Here is a 20,719-nt window from a genome sequence, read left to right on the forward strand (position 1 = left end):
ATTTTCGTATTTTCGCGCTACAAAATTTTTATAGAAATGAATTACGTTGCTGCTGAAAACCTTACCAAATCTTACGGAATAAAAGTTTTATTTGAAAATATCTCTTTTAATATCAATGAGGGTGATAAGATTGCCATTGTTGCCAAGAACGGAAGCGGAAAATCTACCCTTCTGAAAATTCTTATGGGAAAGGAAATTGCAGACAGTGGAAATGTAATCATTAATAAAGATATTCAGGTTGTTTTATTTGATCAGGAAATAGATTTTGATCCGAATCTTACCGTAGATGAATTTATGATGACGTTAGATTCGGCTCCGATTGCAGCTCTTAAAAATTATCATAAATCGCTTCATTCCACCGACAGTGATTTCATCGAAAAAGCTCTGGCCGAAATGGAAGTTCATAAAGCATGGGATCTTGAAAATGAAATGAAACAGATTCTTTCCCAGCTTAAAATTACCAATCTTGAAGCAAAGATGGGAACACTTTCAGGTGGTCAGATCAAACGTGTGGCACTGGCGAAGCTGTTAACTGAAACCAGAGCCGAACACCGCCATACTTTATTGATCATGGATGAGCCTACCAATCACCTGGATGTGGAAATGGTAGAATGGCTTGAAAATTATTTAAATAAAGCAAAAATAACTTTACTGCTGGTTACTCACGACAGATATTTCCTGGATAGTGTTTGTGATATTATCTGGGAAATGGAAGACAAAAATCTTTACTTTCACAACGGTTCCTATGCAACGTATCTTGAGAATAAGATGATTCGTGAGGACAACATGAATGCAACCATCGACAAAGCCAACAATCTTTACAGAAAAGAGCTTGAATGGATGCGAAGACAACCCAAAGCAAGAACTACAAAATCCAAATCGAGAATTGATGCTTTTTACGAAACTGAAAAAGTTGCCAAGACAGACACAAGAAAACAAGGCCTTGAACTGGACTTTGAGATGAAACGTTTGGGAAATAAAATTCTTGAATTAAAAAACATCGATAAAAGCTTCGGAGATAAAGTATTGTTTAAAGATTTCAGCTATCAGTTCCAAAGAGGAGAAAAAATAGGAATTGTTGGAAAAAACGGTGCGGGAAAATCTACCCTTCTCAACATTATTCAGGGATTTGAAAAAGCAGATAAAGGAGAAATAGAAACCGGAGAAACAATCTCTTTCGGATACTTTTCACAAAAAGGCTTAACCTATAAAGAAGATGAGAGAGTTATAGATTTCATTAAAGAAATTGCCGAATTTTACCCTTTGGCAAATGGAAAAAGCCTTTCTGCCTCTCAGTTTTTAAGATTATTCTTATTTGATGATCAAACCCAGTACTCTCCCATTTCAAAACTTTCCGGCGGAGAGAAAAGAAGGCTGCATCTGATGTACATTCTGTATCAGAATCCTAATTTCTTGATTTTCGATGAGCCTACCAATGATCTTGACCTTCCTACATTGACGGTTCTTGAAAATTTCCTGCAAATGTTTCAGGGATCATTGATTATCGTATCCCACGACAGATATTTTATGGACAGGATTGTAGATCACGTTCTTGCTTTTGAAGGAAACGGAAAAATAAAAGATTTTGTAGGTAATTTTTCTGAATACCGCGAAGCAAAAAGCCGCGAAGAATCTTTAGAAAAAAATACGGTTCAGAAACAGGAACCTGCAAAAGAAAACGTAACTGCTCCAGTTCAGACTTCTACGAAAAAGAAAAAACTTTCTTTTAAAGAGCAAAGAGAACTTGAACTCATTGAAAAAGAAATGCCCGAACTGGAAGAACAGAGGGCAAAAATTTTAGATCAACTTAATAACGAAGCTGATTATGAAAAAATTTCCAAACTTTCTGCAGAATTGGAAACGATTTCCGAAAAGCTGGAAAACCACGAAATGAGATGGCTGGAACTCCAGGAAATTCTGGGAGAAGCATAAAAATAAAAAAGGTTCATGAAATTTCATGAACCTTTAACTTTTAATCCAGATGAATAACTTTACCTTCTTTAGAGCTTTTCTCTGCCGCCTCAATAATTTTCATATTCTGGATAATCTCATATCCTGGTGACGGTAAAGCATATCCAAAAACAATATACTCATAAACCTGCTGATAATAATTCATATAATTACCGGCTTCACTGGAAGTCAGGATTCTTTCAGTTTCTGAACTCTCGTTGATATAATTTAAAATCCCATCAGTTTCTTTTAATGGCTTTGTCCACTCTTTACCATATACAGGAATGGATCCTGCCACCAGTTCATTTTCCTGATCGTCACTTCTTTCCTGCAAAAAACTTCCTTTATCTCCATGAAGAATATAAGCATAATGGGCTTCTTTGCTAAAAACCGAAGACTTTAATCTTAGTCTAAGGTTATTGGGATAATATAGAAGGATTTCAAAGTAATCATTGGCAAATTCATTTCCTTTCATAGAAAAGATATCCGCAAATAGTTTCTCAGGATAGCCAAAAAACTGTGTTGCCTGGTCAATAAGATGCGATCCTAAATCATGTAAAGAACCAGAACCCATTTGTTCAGGGTTTTCCTTATGTTGCTTTCCGCTTGCTTCCGTTCTGAATCTGTCAAAACGTATTTCTACTTCTTTCAGATTTCCCAATCTATTTTCCTGAATGATCTTCTGTACCTGTAAATAGTCTCTGTCAAACCTTCTGTTCTGATACACACTAATGAACAATCCTTTTTCATCTGCCAGTTTCACCAATTCTTCGGCTTCAGCCAACGTTACGGTAAAAGGTTTTTCTACAATTACATTTTTACCTGCGTTCAAGGCCATTTTTGCATATTCGAAATGAGTTTGAACCGGTGTATTAACTACAACCAATTCGATATCTGCATTAGCTAACATTTCTTCAACAGATCGATAAATAACAGCATCAGGATATTTCTCTTTGGAATCTTCTTTACTTCTCTCTACTACTCCCGACATAAAAAAGCCGGGATGTTCTTTTAAAAACGGAGCATGAAAAACTTTCCCACTCATTCCAAAGGCGCAAAGCCCTACTTTTACCAATTGCATACCATTATTTTTTAACAAAGATATTTATAAAAACATTTTAGAGATATTGGTTGTTGCAAAATTTTAACATTTATTATGATAAAAATCAGCAATATTATTTTTAATAAATCTAAATAAAGACAAAAAAATATTTAGCTTTGCACCTTATTTAAAACTACTCTAAATAAAAATAAGAATGAAAAAGCAACTGGTAACTTTAGGACTATTGTTTACAGCGATATCTTTAGGTGCACAAATGAAAAACACCGAAGCTGACACAATCAAAATTCAGACTATTGAAGACGTGAATCTTCATAAAACTGGAAATCCCAATAAGGCAAAATCATCATCAATAAAGTCTAATCTGACCGTGATGGAAACGCCTCAACCAATTGCTATCGTTACCCACGAAATCATTGAACAGCAACAGGCAAAACAACTTAGCGATGTTATAAAAAATGTTAATGGTATTTATTTAACATCTGCAAGAGGTGGCTCTCAAGATAGTTTCGGAGGACGAGGCTTTACTTTTGGAAATGATAATACTTTTAAGAACGGAGTAAAAGTAAATAGCGGAGTCTTTCCTGAAGTAAGCGGTTTGGAAAGAGTTGAAGTACTTAAGGGAGCTAATGCTATGCTTTATGGAAACGTTGGTCCTGGTGGGATCGTAAACATGATTACTAAAAAACCTAGATTTAATTTCGGAGGTTCGGTTGGATTTAATGCCGGAAGCTGGAATTCTTATAAACCGACTGTAGATATTTATGGCCCACTTTCAAAGAATATTGCATTCCGAGTAAATGGTGCTTACGAATATGCCGAAAGTTTTAGAGACGTAGTTGAATCTAAAAAAAACTACTTCAATCCATCTTTTGTATTTAATCTTAGTGAGAATACACAGCTTATTGTAGAAGGAGATTATTTACATCATACTTTCACACCAGATTTTGGGATTGGGAGTGTCACAGATTATAATACAGGCATTTCAAGACTTGCAACAGAAGTTGGAAGAAAACAATTTCTAGGAACAAATTGGCAATATCAAACTAATGAACAAGCTACAACCGATGTAATCTTAAATCATAAAATTAATAACCAATGGTCTTTGAATGCAGTTGCATCATATCAAAATTACACTAAAGATTATTTCTCTACGGAAAGAGTACAATGGCTATATAATAAAAATAATCCTTTAGCAGATCCAAACCGTTTATCTTGGATTACTCCGCTCAATAAAACTTACAATGAGCAAAATTTTGGTTCTGCACAAGTAAACCTAAATGGTGAATTCAATACCGGAAAGATAAATCATAAAGTTTTAATTGGAACGGATGCTGACTATGGCCAATCAGATGCTTATACTTATACTTTAAAAAATGCACCAACAAATGTATTATATTTAGATGATCCAAGTTCTTGGGACAACGGAAGTTTAACGATGCCTGAATCTACTTTAGCGACTAATACAAGAACAAGAACAAGAAGAATCGGTGTATACGCTCAGGACTTTATCAGTCTTACAAAACAATTTAAAGTAATTGCAGGTTTACGTTGGTCTTATATTGAAAATATGCCAACTATCAGTACAAACTTTTCAACAGGAGTTAAAAAATTTACAGATAATTCAGCAACTTCAGAACAAGCTATTTCACCAAAAGTTGGTCTAGTTTATAATCCTAATGATAACCTTTCTGTTTTTGCAACCTATACCAATTCATTCTCTCCCAATACAGGATTTGATGAAGCTGGAAGTGCATTGAAAGCTTCTACTGTTGACCAATATGAGGTAGGAGTTAAGAAAAATCTATGGAACAATGCCGTAGCCGTGAACTTAACAGCTTATCAAATCAATAACAGAGATACTTATACTGCTCCCTATTTACCAAACGGAAATGTAGCTCTTTACAGAATTTACGCAGGAAATATCCGAAGCAGAGGAGTTGAATTAGATATCACTGGAAACCCAATGAGTAACCTATCTTTAATAGGAGGAGTTTCTTATAATAATGCTGTTTATACAAAAACTCCAGATAATGGGTTTGTAGAAGATCAACGATTAGTAAGAACTCCTGCATTTACTACTAATGCATCAGCATTTTATACTTTCACAAATTTTGCTAAAGGACTAAAAATTGGAGCAAGTATCTTCTATACTGGAGACAGAAAAGCCGGTTGGAATGATGTAAAAGGTCAAAAGCAAGTCACAAGAATGATTGACATTAATGGCTTCACAACGGTAGATTTCAGTGCTGGCTACGAGTGGAAGAAATTCTCAATTCAAGGAAAAGTTGGAAACTTATTTGATGTTGTCAACTATAACGTTCACGAAAACTATTCTGTAAACCCTATTACACCAAGAAATTTCTATTTCACATTGACATATAAACTGTAAGATTAAATAATTTTTCAGATAAAAGTGGAAGTTGCATTTTTGCAGTTTCCACTTTGAACTTTATAAACAAAAATAATTAAGATATGGATAAGATTAAAGACACAAGAAGTTTCATGCGGGTTACCCACCGTTATCTGGGGTTCTTTCTTGCTGGCATTATGGCAGTTTATGCAATAAGTGGAGTTTTATTAATTTACAGAGACACTGATTTTCTAAAAAAAGAGAAGAAAATTGATAAAGTCATTGCCAAAAACCTTTCTGAAAAAGAGCTTGGGAAAGAATTAAAACTTAGAAACCTTGAAGTAGAGAAAACAGAAGGCAGCGTTTTAAAATTCAAACAGGGAACTTACGATGCAGCTACTGGACAAGCAAAGTATACTAAAAAAGAGCTTCCTTTTGTACTGGATAAAATGACAAAACTTCATAAATCTCAATCGAAAGACACCCTTTCTCCATTAAATGCTTTCTTCGGAATTGCTTTATTTTTCTTTGTGATCTCGAGCTTCTGGATGTTTAACCCTAAAACAAAAGCGTTTAAACGCGGAATGGTGTTTACTATTGTGGGGCTTATCGTTTCCATCATTCTTGTTTTTATATAAATTATAAAATCAACAAAAAAACGTTCAAAAAATTATTTGTAATTTTCACATGAGTTTGAGTAAATAATAAAAAATCACCTTAAAATGAGTTACATGGCATATTTATTGTTTTTAACAAATCATTAAGATAATAAACATTAATTATTAAAACGATAAAGTATGAAAAAACTAATTTTAGCAGGAATTTTTGCGATCGGTGGACTCACTGCAACAGCGAATGCTCAAATACAAAAAGGGAACTGGCTGGTAGGAAGCAGCCTTCTTTCCAGCAACTTCGGACTTAATACAGGAGGTGGTTACAACATCTCTATTCAGCCGAAAGGAGCTTATTTTATTGAAGATAATGTAGCAGTCGGAGGTTATGTAAATCTTGGGATAAGCAAGGTAACGAACGGAAGCCCAACAAGATTTGATTATGCAGTTGGAGGTTTAGGACGTTATTATTTATCACCTGGAGAAAAAGGTGTTGATAATTTATTAAACCACGGAAGATGGTTCTTTGAAGGAAATGTGGGAATTGGAGGATCTTCCGTAGAAAACGGAAATTCTACTACAGGTCTTGACTTTGGAGTTGGGCCAGGATATTCTTACTTTATTACCCCTAACATCGGGTTAGAAGGTTTAGTAAAATATCAGGGACAGGCAGGATTCGGAAATGAAGGATTGAATTCCAATATTACTTTTAATGTAGGATTCAGTATTTATATACCGACCTCAAAAGCAAAACAGGTAATCAGAGAAGCCAACTAATGCTTCATCATTAAAATATAGTAAAGCGGCCCGGAAATTTCCGGGCCGCTTTTCGTACAAATTAAAACTAAACTATAAAAAATCAAATAAATCATGTATTAGGTTGGGGTGTATATCTCAGATATGGCTTGATTTCCCTTACCCCTTTTGGGAATATTTTTTTTGCTTCCTCCGTAGAAACCGCGGGTGGAATAATGACATCTTCCCCGTTTTTCCAATTAACTGGAGTGGCAATCTTATGAGAATCTACCAATTGTAGAGAATCTAAAACCCTGATAATCTCATTAAAGTTTCTTCCTGTAGACGCAGGATACGTAATAATCAATCTTACTTTTTTATCAGGATCAATAATCAATAAAGAACGAACCGTGGCTGTTGCCGAGGCATTCGGATGTATAAAGTCATACAGTTCTGAAATTTTCCGGTCTTTATCCGCTATAATGGGGAATTCCACTTCTGTATTCTGAGTTTCATTAATGTCTTTTATCCAGTTGTGATGGTCTTCTACTCCATCCACACTTAAAGCAATCGCTTTTGTGTTCCTCTGTTCAAACTCAGATTTCAGTTTTGCTGTAAAACCAAGTTCCGTTGTACATACCGGTGTATAATCTGCAGGGTGAGAGAAGAGGATTCCCCAAGAATTTCCAAGAAAATCATAAAAATTCAAATTCCCGATGGTAGACTCTGCATTGAAGTCTGGTGCTATATCTCCTAGTTTAATCGACATATTAATTCGTTTTATTAGTCTACAAATTTAGTAGACTTTTTGAGACTGGCAAAATTTTTGTTGAAAATTTCTAAAAAAAATTTAATTTTGAATTTCTATGGAGAAAACAGGCTTAAGATATATAGATGTTGTATACAGGGTTTTGGAAAACTGGTATTTAACTTTTGCTGAACTCACCCCAAAACTGATCGTAGGAGTTATTGTATTTTCCTTTTTCCTTTTTACCAGTAAATATCTCAGCCAAATAGCGGTAAGACTTTTCCATAAATTTTTCCCAAAAAGCCAAAAAGAAAGTTCCCTTGTCACTTTAATCAGCGTTTTCAGGTTTTTAATTATGGTGATGGGAACATTTATCGCATTAGAAATCATGGGTTTCAGCGGTTTTCTTTGGAAGTTTATCGGAAGTTTAGGAGTAGCCGGGGTAATTGCCGGGGTTGCATTGAAGGACTTAGTTTCCAGTATATTTTCAGGGATGCTGATTGGAATTGATAAAGCGTATAAAGTAGGTGATTATATTACTATAGGAAGCCATTCAGGAACGGTGCAGGAAATTGGTTTTTTAACCACTAAAATCCTTACTGATGACGGAAAAAAGGCATACATTCCGAACCAGGTTGTCTTTAATGCCCCATTTTACAATATTACAGCTTCTCCGCAGCGAAGAATTATTTTAAATTTCGAAATTCCTGCTGATGAAGATATCAGCAAAGCTCAAAAAGGAATTTTAGAGGTTGTCAAAAATCTTGAAAATGTAGATCGCCTGGATAGCGTGGAAGTCATTTTCACAGACTTAAAACAGGGGATTTTTAATCTGCAGGCAAAATTCTGGATGAAGATAGGGGCTAATATGGTTCAGCTCAAAAGCGAAGCTTATTTAAAAATAAAACAGCGCCTGGATACAGATGGAATTCAGCTGGTAACTCCAACAAGCATAAGCATAACAAATGGAGAAGCCGGTATCAATGAAAATCATGATAAATAAAAAAAAGCAGTCAAACCGACTGCTTTTTTTATTGAGGACCTAAATTTACTTTCCGATAATTAGCTTTTCAGTTATTTTTTCTCCGTTTTCTAAAGCCATTGAAATCAAATAATTTCCACTTGAAAGATCATTAACTTTCAATTTTGTTTCACCTTTAAAGCTTCCATTTTTCACCAATCTTCCCGAAGCATCAAATAATGAATAATCCGCTTTTTGTGATTGATTTTTTAATTTAATATTTACTACATCGTGAGAAGGATTAGGATAGATTGAGAAGCCACTCTTTACTTCAGATTCTGAAGTTCCCAACGATTGAGTAATTGAGAAGTTTGAAGAATTCACCGCAAAATAGATATTATTAAGTGCTTTTACCATAATTCTTGCTGAGGCAACATTTTCATTAGGCAGTATCACAGATGCAGATCCGTTATTCGGAACACTTGCAGCCAACACTGTATTAAAAGTCAAACCACCATCTTTAGAAAGTAAAATTGTTACATTTTGAGTATTGATCGTTCCCGTATTGGTTCCTGCAACATTCCAAGTAACATTGGTTGCTGTTCCTCCTGTATACGCTACATTACTAGTATGTGAAGAAACAGTGAAAGGTCCATCACTGGTAACAGTAACCACCATTTCATCTCTTGCTGCCTGATTTCCCGTTGCTTTATTATCATTAACAAGCAAAGAGAAATTCAATGTTCTTGCTACACTTGGTGTAACTTCCCATTTTGGGATCAGGTTATTGGCAATTACAGAGCTTAACACCGGAAAATATCTTGAAGGAGAAGTTGTTGGTAACAAAGAACGATACACAGGACCTCCTGTTGCGGTAGAAACCGGAGGCTGAGTATTTGAAGCATTATCGTATTGCTCCCATAAATAAGTGATCGGATCTCCATTAGGGTCGGTTCCTGTTCCTGTTAAAACAAAAGCGGTTCCATTGGGAATAATATAATCCGCTCCTGCATTTGCAGTTGGAACCAGGTTATTATTAGAAACTTTCACTGAACAATCTGTCGATCTCTGTAGCACAGCATACATTTCCTGCACGTTTGCAGCATGAAAATAAGCATCGCTATTATTTTGAACATTGTTTGTTGATCCACAAATTCCTGCATAAGCCATAATAGTGCTTCCACTACCTGGTTCATACGCTGTAGCGTTGTTGGCATTCCCGCTACATGAACCTGTATTGGCTCTGAACGTATGGTTCCCACCAAACTGATGCCCCATCTCATGCGCAACATAATCGATATCAAAAGGATCGCCAACCGGAGCACCTGACCCGGTAACCCCTCTTGCTTTATTTGATGTACATACCGACCCTAAATAAGCAACACCACCTCCACCAGTACTGAAAACATGGCCAATATCGTAATTAGCAGTTCCAATGACTGTGTCAATATTAGTCTGATTTTGACCTAACATTGTAGATCCATCGTTATTGGTATAAGGATCAGTAGCAGCATTAGTATAAATCAATAAACTATTATTGGCTATCATTACCATGGTAGAGGATATCGTTTTTTCGTAAACGCCATTTACTCTCGTCATTGTTGTAGCCATTGCAGCAAGCGCGCCTGCCACTGTTCCTCCATGAAAGGTCGTATATTCTCCTGTTGCCGCTAAAGCCAATCTATATGTTCTGAATTGTCCATCAGAAACCAAGGGTGCTTTACTGGCAGATCCATTATTTTTTAAATTATCAAGTTCATTTTCAACATGACATTCAAAAAGTCTGTCATTTTTAGGTAAATCTTTTCTTTTATACAGGATGAAGGAAGAATGATCTTTTGTGTAACTATCCAGGTAACTTATTTCCCAATTGTCAAAATACATTACACTGATCCCTGTCTGCGGTGTAAGACTGAAACGGATTGAGTTTTCCGGGTGACCTTTTTGCCATCCAACATACGAGCGAATCTCCGTAAATTTAGCCTGTAACTCAGGCTCCATTACAGGAGCTTCCTGAACAATATAATCTCTTATTTTTCCGTCTGAATCGGGAAATTTAATAACTAAACTTTCGTCTTTGGAAAAACGTTGTGGAGCACTTTTAAGATCAGCTTTTATTTTGTCTAAATCCAGCTGATACAAAGAAAAAGCAGTAGGTGTCGTCCATCTTGGACTTAAATCTTCTCTACTTACTTTTTGATCTTTGAGTTTTGTCCAATAATTCTGCTGGCTAAATGCCTGCGCCGCTATTAAAAGACACGAGACAATAAATGGTTTAGTTTTCATGATAATTTATATATTAATATTAGGGCTGATTTGTTTATCTTCTCTTAAAAGATTAATTACTTATTATTATGGTTTAATAAAAAGAAAATCGTTGCTTACAATAAAGAGAATAATTAGGAAATAAAAGAAAAAACTATAAGTATATTCATTTTAAAACCCAATTATTGTAAAAATAATAATTTAAAAATGAATACGTTACATTTTAACAAAAAAACCGTTCCAAAAAATGAAACGGTTTTTTGTTTTATATAAAAATTTTAGATTACGCTAAAACTTCTTTTACTTTGTTTGCTGCTTCTTCTAAAGTAATTGCAGAATGAACAGGAAGTCCAGATTCGTCAATTAATTTTTTAGCTTCAACAGCGTTAGTTCCCTGTAGTCTTACGATCAATGGAACAGGAAGGCTACCCATAGCTTTGTAAGCATCTACAACTCCCTGAGCAACTCTGTCGCATCTTACGATACCTCCGAAGATATTGATTAGGATCGCTTTTACGTTCGGATCTCTTAAGATGATTCCGAAAGCAGTCTGTACTCTCTGAGCATCTGCAGTACCTCCTACGTCAAGGAAATTAGCAGGGTTACCACCAGATAATTTGATGATATCCATAGTTGCCATTGCAAGACCAGCACCGTTTACCATACAAGCAACGTTACCATCTAGTTTTACGAAGTTAAGACCTGCTTCACCAGCTTCAACATCCATTGGATCTTCTTCTCTTGTATCTCTAAGCTCAGCTAAATCTTTGTGACGGAATAATGAGTTATCATCTAAAGTTACTTTAGCATCTACCGCGATAATTTTGTTATCAGAAGTTTTCAATACCGGGTTGATTTCGAAAAGAGACGCATCAATACCTGTGTAAGCATTGTAAAGAGAACCGATGAATTTTACAAATTCCTTGAAAGCATTTCCTTCAAGACCTAGGTTGAAAGCAATTTTTCTAGCCTGGAATCCCTGAAGACCTAAAGCAGGATCAATGATTTCTTTGTGAATTAAATGAGGAGTTACTTCAGCGACGTGCTCAATATCCATACCACCTTCAGTAGAATATACGATTGTATTTTTACCTTCAGCTCTGTCTAATAGAATAGAAACATAAAATTCTTTAGTTTCTGACTCTCCCGGATAATATACATCCTCTGCAACCAAAACAGAATTTACTTTTTTACCTTCAGCAGAAGTTTGTGGAGTGATCAACTGCATTCCGATGATGTTCTGAGCGTTTTCCTTAAGCTTATCCATGTTTGGAGAGAACTTTACACCACCACCTTTACCACGACCACCTGCGTGGATCTGTGCTTTTACTACCCACCCTTGAGCGCCAGTTTCAGCCGTTAGTTTTTCAGCAGCAGCTACCGCTTCATCTACGTTGTTTGCTACGAAACCACGTTGGATTGCTACTCCATACTTTGATAAAATCTCTTTTGATTGATACTCGTGAAGATTCATATTATTTTTATTATTTTATTTTAAAATTTAAAGGTTGACAAATTTACTAAAAAGACACGGAAGTTCAAGTTTATTGACTTAAAAATTAAAGCTCGTCTGACTTGATTTTTAACATATCCTTTAAATTCACTTTATTCTTCGGATAATTTCTCAGATTGAGATCCGATAAATGGAATTTTTGGCGCCAGAAAATAACCGGTTAAGCTTGCAAAAAGCATAGTATGAAATAGGTAAAAACTGTTAAAGTTTAACATGATATCACTAATACTAAATGCTTTGACACTCGCTTCGCTCGCTCCTCCATTTTAAATTCTGCCTTTCGCAAAATGAAAAATAAGCATCAACCAGCTTAGAATCATTAATAATCCTCCGAGCGGTGTAATCGGTCCTAAAAATTTAAGATTTACACCCAAATAATCCTGTAGACTCAGGAAATAAATACTTACTGAAAATAAAAATGTTCCGGCAATCATTAAAATTGAGGTCCATTTTTCTGATGAAGTTTCAAACTTCAAAATGTAGCCGATAATTAATAAGAAAAATGCAGCATACATTTGATATCTTACTCCTGTTTCAAAACTTTCCAGTCTCTCCACAGATAAAATTTTCTTCAAGGCATGTGCTCCGAATGCACCAAGAATTACGGAAAGCATTCCATATACGGCTCCAAAAACTAAAGTAACTGTTTTCATTTTATAATTCTTCTAATTCTAGTTTCAAATATTTTTTTGTTTTGTAATCCTGCCAGGTTCCAACAATAGTGCTTCCTTTCAGCTCCGCTTCTACTAAAGCTCTAAAAATCCATTGGTTGGTTTCTTCACTGTAATAATCATTTTCTATTATGGAGATATGATTTCCTTTGATGTCGCCATTCCATTCAATCAGCTTTTTAGTTTTATCATACCAGTACTTTGCAGAAAAAGAACCATCTTGATACACTTTGCCGATCAAAACTGTAATAGGGTATTTCCCATCAATTTTTCCTTTATATAATTTATTGCTAAAGTTTGTTCTGTCAGTTTTTTCCAAACCTGACAGCAAATTTTTCGCATAAGGACTCCAGTATTTTTCTAACTGTTTATAGGGAAACTCTACAACATGACTTCCTAAATCATCCAACGCTCTCATCGCATGATTCGAACATCTTCCGGCAACAAAGGTTAATTTATCTTTGCCGAAACAATATTCAATATCTTCCAAAGTAAAATCCGTGAAGCAGTCTTCGTAAATAGCAATCTGATCCGCCACTTCTTCCGACGGATTCTTCTCAGATTTTAACTGAACAAGAAAATCACCGACCTCTTTTTTAATACTTTTCTGAATTAAATTTTCAACCGTTTTCACGGAACCTGATTGAAATAAATCTTTAGCATTAATGAAATTTCCCGTTCTCAGATCAAAATTCTTCCAGATTGAAAAACCTTCCGGATAAGCTCCTGAAGCTTCTCCATCTAGCGCAAGACTCAGAATATTTTTAGGTGTCTCCAGCTTTTCCCAACTATAAAAATAGACATAATTGGAATAGGAAGTCTTTCCCGTAGAAACCAGCTTGAAAGGATTTCCTGGCGATCCGGGAATGTATTCCAGTTGATCAACCTGCAGAAAAGTATTAATTTTATTTTCCACTCTGGGATTTACAGCATAAGAAATCACCGGAAAAACAGTGTCTTCAGATTTTGGAGGCAAATCCTTAATGGTTAAACTTTTCTGTTGTGAAAAACTTAAACCGGAAATCAGCAGAAAAAATATAATTTTCTTTTTCACTATGCAGGATGTAAAAAATATGAAGTTAGCTTGCCAATCAGTATTACAACTCCTAAAATGATAAACATGATAGCAAATCTTTTAGAACTTCTGAATCCGGGATGATTGGTTTTCTTTAAAAACAAACCAAAGATTAAGAAGACAATGGCAAAAATAATTTGTAGCATTACTGACCTCTCATTCTGTTAAACTCATTGATCACTTCGTGATGGCTCACCGTTTTATCTTTGAAATACGACACAAAATGCTGCTTTTCTTCTTCTGTTGCACCTAATTGGTTCAAAATATTCAATAAGTGCATTTTCATATGACCTTTCTGAATGCCGGTGGTGATCAAAGAACGCAGTGCTCCAAAATTCTGAGCCAACCCTGAAACCGCCAAAATACTCATCAGTTCCTGCGCAGAAGGCTTTCCAAGAAGTGCCAAAGAAAATTTAACCAACGGATGAAGATTCGTTAAGCCACCTACAACCCCAACAGAAATCGGCAGGTCGATCCAGAATCTGAAAATCCCATTGTCGATTGTACAATGCGTTAAAGAAGAATATTTTCCGTTTCTTGCTGCATAAGCGTGTGCACAAGCTTCCGTTGCTCTAAAATCGTTTCCTGTAGCAATTACAACAGCGTCTACTCCATTCATAATTCCTTTATTGTGAGTGGTAGCACGGAAAGGCTCAATTTCAGCAATGGTTACCGCCTGCTTGAATTTCCAGGCAAATTCTTCATTGGGAATTCCGCTGTCGTCTTTTAAATCTTCAATTTTACAGGAAACCTCAGCTCTTACGATACAATCCGGTGTAAAATTGGAAAGGATATTCATCACGATCTGCAGAGAATTCTTCTCTTCCTGTGAAAAATCTTCACTGATCGCAACTTCCTGTTTCAATGTTTTCCCGAACTGTTCCAGACAGGAATTAATGAAATTCGCGCCCATAGAATCTACCGTATCAAAACTTGCTTTGAGCTGATAATAATTCGGCATTTCGGAAGTTTTGTCGACTAATTTTATATCTAAAATTCCACCACCGCGATTTCTCATATTCACAGTAATATCGTTGGTGGCCTCAATTAGTTTCTTCTTTAAATTAAAGTTGAAAAAATGAAGCAGTTTATGAGGTTCAACATTAAAAATAAAGTGGGTATGACCTAATTTTTCGTTGTTAATAATTGTCGTTTTAAAACCGCCTTTATCGATCCAGAATTTGGCAGCTTTGGAAGCCGCTGCAACCACCGAACTTTCTTCAACAGCCATTGGAAGCGCCAGAAGTTTTCCATCAATCAGGAAATTGGGGGCAATTCCGTAAGGCATATAAAAATTGGAAATCGTATTTTCCGAGAACTCTTCGTGAAGTTTTTGCAGGTCGTGGTTATTATTCCAATATTGTTGCAAAATCTGCTCGTAACTTCTGTCATTACTCAGATATTCTGAAATAAGCCAGTCGATTTTTCTTTGTTTGGAAAGTTTTGAAAACCCTTCAACAGGTTGATGATTCATAATCTGTTTTTTTGATTTGTAAAGATAGATATTTGAGTTGAAAAGTCGAGATTCGGAAGTGGGAAGTTTGTAGATTTGTGCCATATTAAGATTCGTAATTAATAAGCAAAAATGAAAAAGGAGATTATAATAATACTGATATTTTTATTAAGTTTTAATGTAAAAGCACAGGTATTTTCTGATAAAATAGATAGTATCAGAACTCAATATCAGATTCCTGCATTAGGTGTTGCAGTTTTATCTTCTGATTCAATTTTGGAAATGAATGTCTATGGAACTGATAAAATTCACTCGGATTCAAAGATTGGGTTAAAAAATAGATTTCATATCGGCTCCAATACCAAAGCAGTTACCTCATTTATTGCCGCAGATCTGGTTTCAAAAGGAAAAATTAGTTGGGAAACTGGTTTTTTCAGTTTATTTCCCGAGCTTAAGACAACTCAGAACGAAGCGGACTTTACTTTAATTAATCTCATTAATTTCAAAACTCCTTTAACTTCATTTTCTTATGATACCGAAATTCCTGAGTCGCTGCAAATAACAGGGACTAATCAGGAACAGCGATATAAAATTGCAAAATACCTTCTGGGTAAAAAAAGCGTAAATAAAAATGAAGACAATTTATATCTGACTAATCTTGGATATGTTTTAGCAGGTTTGATGCTGGAAAAAGCAAGTCATAAAAGCTATAATTTGCTGGTTGACGAGTTAGGCAAAAATCTAGGAATTATTTTTCAGTTCGGGAGTCCGAATTTAAAAGACAAAATGCAGACCTACGGACACGATAGTCAATTAAATCCAATCAATACCGAAAATGTAAAATTAAATTGGCTTTTAACAGCAGGCAATCTTAATATCTCGCTTCCTGATTATTCGTTATTTATCCAAAATTACTTGCTGGGAATCAAAGGAAAGGGCAAAATATTGAAACAGAATGTTTTTGATATGCTTTTGTTTGGATTCCCGAAATTTTCATTCGGGTGGTTTAATATGACAGGTGATAAAGGAAATTTTTTCGTGCAAAATTTTGGAAATGCCAATGGATTTATGTCCTCAGTAACTATAATTAAAGAAAAAGATTTAGCTATAATTATATTGGGAAATGTATCTTCAGATCGCGCTCAGGAGGGAATTGAAAAGATTTTTGAAGTCTTAGAGAAAAAGCATTATAAATAATATAAGATTCTAAACTTTAACACATTTTGTTAATAACTTAATACATACAATTCTTGTCTTTTCTAATTTATGGAATTATTTTTGACACTAATTTCTTAATTAATTCCATTTAAAAAATTAGCTTTCAAAAATGAATTTCGACCGTATCAAAGAAAAACTCGAAATACTTGCAGATGCTGCAAAGTACGATGTTTCGTGTTCCTCAAGCGGTGGAAAAAGAAAGAATAACGGTGGTTTGGGCGACAGCTCAGCCAGCGGAATTTGTCATACTTATACGGAAGACGGACGTTGTGTCTCGCTTCTCAAAATTCTTTTGACCAATCATTGCATTTACGATTGCATCTATTGTGTTTCCAGGAAATCAAATGATATCAAACGTGCCGCTTTTACAGTTGAAGAGGTCGTAGATTTAACCATTAGTTTTTACAGACGAAATTATATCGAAGGCTTATTTCTGAGTTCCGGAATTTTCAAAGATGCCGATACGACAATGGAACGCTTGGTTCGGGTTGCCAAAAAACTTAGAACCGAACATAATTTCAATGGCTATATTCATTTGAAATCAATTCCCGGAGCGAGTGACGATTTGATGAATGAAGCTGCACTTTACGCTGATAGACTTTCCGTAAACTTAGAAATTCCAACTGAATCTGGATTGAAATTATTGGCTCCTGATAAAAACCGTGAAGATATGCTTCAGCCTATGCGGATTGTTCAGAAAGGAATTCAACAATATAAAGATGAAAAGAAGATCATTAGAAGCACGCCAAAATTTGCTCCAGCCGGACAATCGACTCAAATGATTGTGGGCGCAACTAATGAAAATGATTTGCAAATCATCAAAGTAGCTGATCATTTTTATAAAAACTACGGAATGAAACGGGTTTATTACTCAGGTTATATACCTGTAACTGTCGACAATCGCTTACCGGCAATTACGGCGGAAGTTCCCGTTTTACGAGAAAACCGTTTGTATCAGTCAGATTGGCTGATGCGGTTTTATGGCTTCAAAGCGGATGAAATTTTAGATTTCAATATGCCTTTTTTAGATTTGGAAGTTGACCCCAAACTAAGCTGGGCGTTGCGGCATCTGGACCAGTTTCCTGTTAATCTTCAAACTGCAGATTATAAGATGATTCTCAGAATTCCGGGAATCGGTGTGAAAACGGCACAGAAAATTGTAAGTGCAAGAAAATTCCAGGTTCTGAGTATAGACCATCTTAAAAAACTCGGCGCAGCAGTCAACCGTGCTAAATATTTTATTGATTTTACTTACGGAAATCCGTTTCTGAAACATTTAACCGATTTGAATTTGAGAAAATTAATTCTCAGTGGAAGTCAGTCGAAATTTCAGAATCAGTTTTCTCAGCAATTGACATTGTTTTAATTAAAATGACCATTCTTCTCTACGACGGCAGTTTCGACGGACTTTTCACAGCGATATTTGAAGTTTTCGAGTATCGTTATCAGGACGTGGAAATCGTTAACAGAGAAAATTTCCAACAGAAAAATATGTTTGCGGAAGTTCACGAGGTTGTGACGCAACAAGAAAAATCTGAAAGAGTTCTGAATAAACTGGAAAAGAGCATTGGCAAATCAGGAATCAATGATTTGCTGCGCGTATATCTTTCGGAAGATAATGAATTGGAACAGTTGATTTTATCGGTGGTGAGACAATCTGTGAAATTCCCGAACGATAATGTCCTAAAAAACTTCGCTAACGATGATATTTTGAAAATCTCCAAAATCTGCAAATCCGTAAGCAGAGAAAGGCACAGAATGACCGCCTTCGTAAGGTTTGAAAAAATGCAGGATGATGTTTTCTTTGCAAAAATTGATCCTGATTTCAATGTGTTGCCACTGATTCGGAAACATTTCAAAGACCGATACGCAGACCAAAAATGGATGATCTATGACCTGCGAAGACATTATGGTTTATTCTACGATTTGGAAAACTGTGAATTCTTTTATCCCGATGAAAAATTAGATTTAAATCAATACCAGGAAAAATTCCACGACGAAGAAAAAAAATACCAAACGCTCTGGCAAAGCTATTTTACCAAAACCAATATTAAGGAACGGAAAAATATAAAACTGCATATTCAGCACGTTCCAAAAAGATATTGGAAGTATCTTACGGAGAAATGGTAGCATGGAATTCCGCGGTAATTCTTACTTTTTAATCGTTCGCAAAGCTTTTTTAACGATATACTGCGTTTCTTTTGTCGGGCTTTCCCGAAGCCATTCATCACAGGTTTCCACTACAAATTCAGGCTGCGATTTACTGGCATCATTCAGCCAATTACCAACGCTGTCCTGCACATACCGGGATGAATCGGATCTAAGGGTTCCAGAATTTCCAGTCCCAGCCCGGGATTTTGTTTTAAGGCATCAATATGCTCGCACCAGACTCCTCTCGGCCTTGTGGATTCGCTGGCAAAGCGTCTCACATTTTCATTATTATGCTTTGTCCATCCTGACAAAATAGATAAGCTTTCATCAAGATTTCTCGCAATATCCGGTCGTACCGTCATCCAGCAGATTTCTCTCACTCCAAAATGGGCATCAGAAGCAAATGTCTGTATTCTGTCTAGTTTTTCCTCAAGCTCTAAATTACTATTTCTTCCAATGGTATAAGCTGCCCAGCAACGTACAAGATCTGCAGGATGAACCGACAACTTCAGCAGAAATTCATCATCTTCATTTTTTACGGCCAGATTAAGTAAGCCAATTCCGATCGTTTCATTAATGGTATTCACGGTTTGCTTTTTAAGCTGATTCACCTGTTCTAAAACAGGCTTCAAATATTCCGAACGGTTATTCTGCTGAAGCAAATTTTCCAACAACAACCTCTGATTTACCGCCAACCATTCTGTAAGGTTGACTGTTTCAATTTCCCCGCGGTTCAGTTGCTCTAAAATATCTGCTGGTATATCTTTGATGGAGCGTGCCCCTTTTCGTTTTTCTGTCATAAAACCTGTATTAATTCTTCTACATTTACTCTGTTCATGTAATTTACATCTAAAAATTTATATAAAACCTTACTATTTTCATCCACTACAAAAACTGCAGGAACAGGTAAAGTATTCTCGTTGTTTTTATTGAAAATCGCAAGATCAATTCCTAATTTCTGATAATAAGGTAATACAAAATCCTGCAACTGAAAGACAATGCCCAGCTTCTTCGCAAAATCATTGTTATGATCAGTCAACACTTCAAATTCAAGATTATTCTTTTCCACCATTGCCAGAGAATGATCAGGACTTTGAGGAGAAATCGCGATTAAAACAGCATTTCGCTCTTTTATACCGGAAATATTATCCTGCAAAGCTTTCAATTCCAGATTACAGTAAGGACACCAGCTGCCCCGGTAAAAGGCCAGAATTATTTTTCCATTTTTAAGAATTTCTGTAGAATTTACTTTTTTACCATAAACATTAGGCAGAGAAAATTCAGAAATCTGCTCACCAATCTGAATACTGCTTTCTTCAATATTTTTTGTTTTTAAATCTTCAATTGAACTTCCAAACGCACTTAAAACTTCCTGTGGAAGCTGTAAAGAAAGTTCGTCATTTAATTGCTCAATCTGCATGGCCAGTGTATTCATTATTTTTAAATTTATTATTTTTACAAAGGTCTAAAAGCCTTTAAGAATAGACAATACCGCATATTTTTCACCCATAGGGATAAAAAAGTCAATTTTATGGAAATAAAGGAAAGAGCTGAAGAAAATAAAATTTGTCCGTTGGAAGTCGCTGTGAATACCATCAGTGGAAAATGGAAAATTCCTATCGTATGGCAGATTAATGAAGGGAAGAAACGTCCCAGTGAATTTTTACGTGGCATAGCTAAAGTAGATCGCAGAGTTCTCAACCAGCAACTCAATGAAATGGTTGCAGACGGGATTTTAATGAAGGAATCTTTTAATGAGCTTCCTCCCAGAGTTGAATATCGTTTAACGGATCTTGGTGAAAAACTGGTAACAATTCTATGGCAACTGAACGATTGGGGAAAGCTGATCGCTCCAAAGAAGTAAAGCTCTGCATTATACGCTGTATTTTTTCAATCTTTCAAATTTTAGAACTTTTTAATCGTTTATATTCAAATCTCCTATAAAGTTACTGCAA

At 35.6% G+C, this 20,719-nt stretch carries 17 protein-coding genes and 1 pseudogene; 9 read left to right on the forward strand and 9 right to left on the reverse strand.

The window, feature by feature from the left end; genetic code table 11:
• The first annotated feature begins 36 nt into the window (after positions 1–36).
• On the forward strand, positions 37–1,932 hold the full coding sequence (locus MKS83_RS09860) for an ABC-F family ATP-binding cassette domain-containing protein (protein WP_100376676.1): 1,896 nt from the start codon (positions 37–39) through the stop codon (positions 1,930–1,932).
• A gap of 40 nt (positions 1,933–1,972) precedes the next feature.
• Here MKS83_RS09860 and MKS83_RS09865 read toward each other — a convergent pair whose 3' ends face one another.
• On the reverse strand, positions 1,973–3,031 hold the full coding sequence (locus MKS83_RS09865; RefSeq protein WP_240583023.1) for a Gfo/Idh/MocA family oxidoreductase: 1,059 nt from the start codon (positions 3,029–3,031) through the stop codon (positions 1,973–1,975).
• Positions 3,032–3,206: 175 nt separating this feature from the next.
• On the opposite strand from MKS83_RS09865, the gene MKS83_RS09870 reads away from it, so the two are divergent.
• From MKS83_RS09870 to MKS83_RS09880, 3 genes are all read left to right on the forward strand, one after another.
• Positions 3,207–5,402: a TonB-dependent siderophore receptor gene (locus MKS83_RS09870; RefSeq protein WP_240583024.1), complete on the forward strand. Its 2,196-nt coding sequence runs from the start codon at positions 3,207–3,209 to the stop codon at positions 5,400–5,402.
• Between the two features lie 83 nt (positions 5,403–5,485).
• Positions 5,486–6,001, forward strand: coding sequence for a PepSY domain-containing protein (locus tag MKS83_RS09875; RefSeq protein WP_240583025.1), 516 nt, complete (start codon positions 5,486–5,488; stop codon positions 5,999–6,001).
• A 159-nt stretch (positions 6,002–6,160) separates the two neighbouring features.
• The gene (locus MKS83_RS09880) at positions 6,161–6,751 is read left to right on the forward strand and encodes a hypothetical protein (protein WP_240583026.1); all 591 of its coding nucleotides are present in this window, start codon (positions 6,161–6,163) and stop codon (positions 6,749–6,751) included.
• A gap of 91 nt (positions 6,752–6,842) precedes the next feature.
• Here MKS83_RS09880 and MKS83_RS09885 read toward each other — a convergent pair whose 3' ends face one another.
• Positions 6,843–7,478 (reverse strand): peroxiredoxin, encoded by a 636-nt coding sequence (locus MKS83_RS09885; protein WP_240583027.1) that lies wholly within the window; start codon positions 7,476–7,478, stop codon positions 6,843–6,845.
• A gap of 97 nt (positions 7,479–7,575) precedes the next feature.
• Between MKS83_RS09885 and MKS83_RS09890 the strand changes: the two genes are divergently transcribed.
• On the forward strand, positions 7,576–8,460 hold the full coding sequence (locus MKS83_RS09890; RefSeq protein WP_240583028.1) for a mechanosensitive ion channel family protein: 885 nt from the start codon (positions 7,576–7,578) through the stop codon (positions 8,458–8,460).
• Between the two features lie 45 nt (positions 8,461–8,505).
• Here MKS83_RS09890 and MKS83_RS09895 read toward each other — a convergent pair whose 3' ends face one another.
• The 5 genes from MKS83_RS09895 to MKS83_RS09915 all read right to left on the reverse strand — a co-directional run bounded on the left by MKS83_RS09895 (position 8,506) and on the right by MKS83_RS09915 (position 15,500).
• A complete protein-coding gene (locus tag MKS83_RS09895) occupies positions 8,506–10,704 on the reverse strand; it encodes a reprolysin-like metallopeptidase (protein WP_240583029.1) in 2,199 nt (732 codons plus the stop codon).
• Between the two features lie 262 nt (positions 10,705–10,966).
• On the reverse strand, positions 10,967–12,157 hold the full coding sequence (sucC, locus tag MKS83_RS09900; protein ID WP_062676270.1) for an ADP-forming succinate--CoA ligase subunit beta: 1,191 nt from the start codon (positions 12,155–12,157) through the stop codon (positions 10,967–10,969).
• Between the two features lie 305 nt (positions 12,158–12,462).
• Positions 12,463–12,849 carry a DUF423 domain-containing protein gene (locus MKS83_RS09905; RefSeq protein WP_240583030.1) on the reverse strand — a complete coding sequence of 129 codons (387 nt, stop codon included), beginning with the start codon at positions 12,847–12,849 and terminating at the stop codon, positions 12,463–12,465.
• A 1-nt stretch (position 12,850) separates the two neighbouring features.
• Entirely contained in the window at positions 12,851–13,921 is a 1,071-nt protein-coding gene (locus MKS83_RS09910; protein ID WP_240583031.1) for a hypothetical protein, read from the reverse strand.
• Positions 13,922–14,087: 166 nt separating this feature from the next.
• Positions 14,088–15,500: a hydroxymethylglutaryl-CoA reductase, degradative gene (locus MKS83_RS09915; RefSeq protein ID WP_410679551.1), complete on the reverse strand. Its 1,413-nt coding sequence runs from the start codon at positions 15,498–15,500 to the stop codon at positions 14,088–14,090.
• 27 nt (positions 15,501–15,527) lie between these two features.
• Here MKS83_RS09915 and MKS83_RS09920 point away from each other — a divergent pair, with 27 nt between their 5' ends.
• From MKS83_RS09920 to MKS83_RS09930, 3 genes are all read left to right on the forward strand, one after another.
• A complete protein-coding gene (locus MKS83_RS09920; RefSeq protein ID WP_240583033.1) occupies positions 15,528–16,592 on the forward strand; it encodes a serine hydrolase domain-containing protein in 1,065 nt (354 codons plus the stop codon).
• A 130-nt stretch (positions 16,593–16,722) separates the two neighbouring features.
• The gene (locus MKS83_RS09925; protein WP_120215036.1) at positions 16,723–17,979 is read left to right on the forward strand and encodes a putative DNA modification/repair radical SAM protein; all 1,257 of its coding nucleotides are present in this window, start codon (positions 16,723–16,725) and stop codon (positions 17,977–17,979) included.
• A 5-nt stretch (positions 17,980–17,984) separates the two neighbouring features.
• Entirely contained in the window at positions 17,985–18,743 is a 759-nt protein-coding gene (locus MKS83_RS09930) for a TIGR03915 family putative DNA repair protein (RefSeq protein WP_240583034.1), read from the forward strand.
• Between the two features lie 21 nt (positions 18,744–18,764).
• Here the strand turns inward: MKS83_RS09930 and MKS83_RS09935 are convergent.
• Positions 18,765–19,564, reverse strand: a pseudogene (locus MKS83_RS09935) (DNA alkylation repair protein).
• Positions 19,561–20,199 carry a peroxiredoxin-like family protein gene (locus tag MKS83_RS09940; protein ID WP_240583035.1) on the reverse strand — a complete coding sequence of 213 codons (639 nt, stop codon included), beginning with the start codon at positions 20,197–20,199 and terminating at the stop codon, positions 19,561–19,563. The pseudogene MKS83_RS09935 and the gene MKS83_RS09940 overlap by 4 nt, the downstream one beginning before the upstream one ends.
• A 96-nt stretch (positions 20,200–20,295) precedes the next feature.
• On the opposite strand from MKS83_RS09940, the gene MKS83_RS09945 reads away from it, so the two are divergent.
• Entirely contained in the window at positions 20,296–20,628 is a 333-nt protein-coding gene (locus MKS83_RS09945; RefSeq protein WP_240583036.1) for a winged helix-turn-helix transcriptional regulator, read from the forward strand.
• Positions 20,629–20,719: the final 91 nt, after the last annotated feature.

The organism is Chryseobacterium sp. Y16C, from assembly GCF_022488405.1.
In the GTDB taxonomy this organism is placed as follows: domain Bacteria; phylum Bacteroidota; class Bacteroidia; order Flavobacteriales; family Weeksellaceae; genus Chryseobacterium; species Chryseobacterium geocarposphaerae.

Bases quoted from the DNA above. Each gene is read 5' to 3' on its own strand.
- MKS83_RS09860 (WP_100376676.1), top strand. From the start codon at position 37: ATGAATTACGTTGCTGCTGAAAACCTTACCAAATCTTACGGAATAAAA.
- MKS83_RS09865 (WP_240583023.1), bottom strand. From the start codon at position 3,031: ATGCAATTGGTAAAAGTAGGGCTTTGCGCCTTTGGAATGAGTGGGAAA.
- MKS83_RS09870 (WP_240583024.1), top strand. From the start codon at position 3,207: ATGAAAAAGCAACTGGTAACTTTAGGACTATTGTTTACAGCGATATCT.
- MKS83_RS09875 (WP_240583025.1), top strand. From the start codon at position 5,486: ATGGATAAGATTAAAGACACAAGAAGTTTCATGCGGGTTACCCACCGT.
- MKS83_RS09880 (WP_240583026.1), top strand. From the start codon at position 6,161: ATGAAAAAACTAATTTTAGCAGGAATTTTTGCGATCGGTGGACTCACT.
- MKS83_RS09885 (WP_240583027.1), bottom strand. From the start codon at position 7,478: ATGTCGATTAAACTAGGAGATATAGCACCAGACTTCAATGCAGAGTCT.
- MKS83_RS09890 (WP_240583028.1), top strand. From the start codon at position 7,576: ATGGAGAAAACAGGCTTAAGATATATAGATGTTGTATACAGGGTTTTG.
- MKS83_RS09895 (WP_240583029.1), bottom strand. From the start codon at position 10,704: ATGAAAACTAAACCATTTATTGTCTCGTGTCTTTTAATAGCGGCGCAG.
- sucC (WP_062676270.1), bottom strand. From the start codon at position 12,157: ATGAATCTTCACGAGTATCAATCAAAAGAGATTTTATCAAAGTATGGA.
- MKS83_RS09905 (WP_240583030.1), bottom strand. From the start codon at position 12,849: ATGAAAACAGTTACTTTAGTTTTTGGAGCCGTATATGGAATGCTTTCC.
- MKS83_RS09915 (WP_410679551.1), bottom strand. From the start codon at position 15,500: ATGGCACAAATCTACAAACTTCCCACTTCCGAATCTCGACTTTTCAAC.
- MKS83_RS09920 (WP_240583033.1), top strand. From the start codon at position 15,528: ATGAAAAAGGAGATTATAATAATACTGATATTTTTATTAAGTTTTAAT.
- MKS83_RS09925 (WP_120215036.1), top strand. From the start codon at position 16,723: ATGAATTTCGACCGTATCAAAGAAAAACTCGAAATACTTGCAGATGCT.
- MKS83_RS09930 (WP_240583034.1), top strand. From the start codon at position 17,985: ATGACCATTCTTCTCTACGACGGCAGTTTCGACGGACTTTTCACAGCG.
- MKS83_RS09940 (WP_240583035.1), bottom strand. From the start codon at position 20,199: ATGAATACACTGGCCATGCAGATTGAGCAATTAAATGACGAACTTTCT.
- MKS83_RS09945 (WP_240583036.1), top strand. From the start codon at position 20,296: ATGGAAATAAAGGAAAGAGCTGAAGAAAATAAAATTTGTCCGTTGGAA.